The sequence below is a fragment of the Mycobacterium sp. 1245852.3 genome, from assembly GCF_001669335.1.
GTDB lineage: Bacteria > Actinomycetota > Actinomycetes > Mycobacteriales > Mycobacteriaceae > Mycobacterium > Mycobacterium europaeum_A.
In genome coordinates, this window is sequence record NZ_LZLL01000236.1 from 1 (window position 1) to 1,800 (window position 1,800).

At 71.6% G+C, this 1,800-nt stretch carries 1 protein-coding gene; it reads left to right on the forward strand.

Annotation, left to right across the window (positions count from 1 at the left end; all coding sequences use genetic code 11):
* Positions 1-1,800, forward strand: a 1,800-nt coding sequence (locus tag A9W96_RS10550; RefSeq protein ID WP_156765194.1) for an acyltransferase domain-containing protein, incomplete at both ends; no start/stop codon positions are given.

Here is a 1,800-nt window from a genome sequence, read left to right on the forward strand (position 1 = left end):
CGACGCGGTGATCGGCCATTCGCAAGGCGAGATCGCGGCCGCCTACGTCGCCGGCGCGCTGGCGCTGCGCGACGCCGCCCGGGTGGTCACGTTGCGCAGCAAGCTGCTGACGTCACTGGCCGGCCCCGGCGGCATGCTGTCCATCGCCTGCAGCACCGAACGGGCGCGGGAGCTGTTGGCGCCGTACGGGAACCGAGTCAGCATCGCCGCCGTCAACGGCCGCTCGGCCGTCGTGGTGTCGGGCGAGGTGGCCGCGCTCGACGAGCTCGTCGGCTTCTGCGCCGACCTCGAGCTGCGGACCCGGCGCATCGACGTGGACTACGCCTCGCATTCGGTTGAGGTCGAGGCGATCCGCACCGACCTCGCCGAGGTGCTGTCCGGCATCGAACCGCGCTCCACGCGCATCGCGTTCTTCTCCACCGTGACCGGAAACCGCTTGGACACAGCCGGATTGGACGCCGAGTACTGGTACCGCAACATCCGGCAGACCGTGCAGTTCGACCAGGCGGTCCGCAGCGCCTGCGAACACGGCTACCGCACATTCATCGAATCCAGTCCACACCCCGCCTTGGTCGCCGGCATCGAAGACACCGCCAACGACAGCCTGCCGGGTGACACCGAGGCCATCGTCGTCCCCACCCTGGGCCGCGAGGACGGGGGACTCGAGCGATTCCTGAAAGCGGCCGCCACCGCGTTCGTCGCGGGGGTCAGCGTGCAGTGGCGCGGCGCGCTGGACGGCGCGGGCTTCGTCGAGCTACCGACGTATGCCTTTGATCGGCGGCGTTTTTGGCTCTCCGGGGAAGGCATCTCGGCGGACGCGTCGGGCTTGGGGCTCGGCACCAGCGGGCACCCCCTGTTGACCGCGGTCGTCGAGCTGCCGGCCTCGGGCGGGGTCGTCCTGACGGGCCGTTTGTCGCCGGGTCTGCAGGGCTGGCTGACCGATCACGCCGTGTCCGGCACGGTCGTGTTCCCCGGATCCGGCTTCGTGGAGCTGGCGATTCGCGCCGGCGACGAAGTCGGCTGCTCGACGGTCGACGAACTCACGCTGCAGGCGCCGTTGATGTTGCCCGCCAAGGATTCCGGGTCGGGCTCGGTCGCCGTGCAGGTGGTGGTGGGTCCCGCCGAAGAGTTCGGTCAGCGCGCCGTGTCGATCTTCTCGCGCCCCGACACCGGCTCGGGCTGGGTGTGCCACGCCGAAGGAACGCTGAGCCCCGGCTCGGTCGAGCCGGGTGCGGACCTGTCGGCCTGGCCGCCGGCGGGAGCCGTCAAGGTCGACGCGGCCGACGGCTACGAGCAGTTGGCGGCGCGCGGCTATGGCTACGGCCCGGCCTTCCAGGGCCTGACCGCGACGTGGGTCCGCGACGACGAGGTGTTCGCCGAGGTGCGTCTGCCCGACGCCGCCGGCGGCGTCAACGGGTTCGGCGTCCACCCGGCCTTGCTGGATGCGGCCATGCACGCACTGGTGGTCAGTCACCAGATAGCCGGCCAGACCGACGAAGTGGTGTTGCCGTTCTCCTGGCAGGGCGTGTCGTTGCATGCGGCGGGGGCGTCCGCGGTGCGCGTGCGCATCGCCCCGGCATCGGCGCCGGAGTCCGCTTCGACCCTGTCCAGGGCGGTCTCGATCGAGCTGGCCGACGGATTGGGCTTGCCGGTGCTGTCGGTGCGCGCGATGGTCGCGCGTCCGGTGAGCGAGCGGCAGCTGCGCGCGGCCGTGTCGTCCTCGGGGCCGGACCGGCTGTTCGAGGCGGTGTGGTCACCCGCCGCAACCACGACCGGTGACGCCGAGCCGCCGGTGCACGA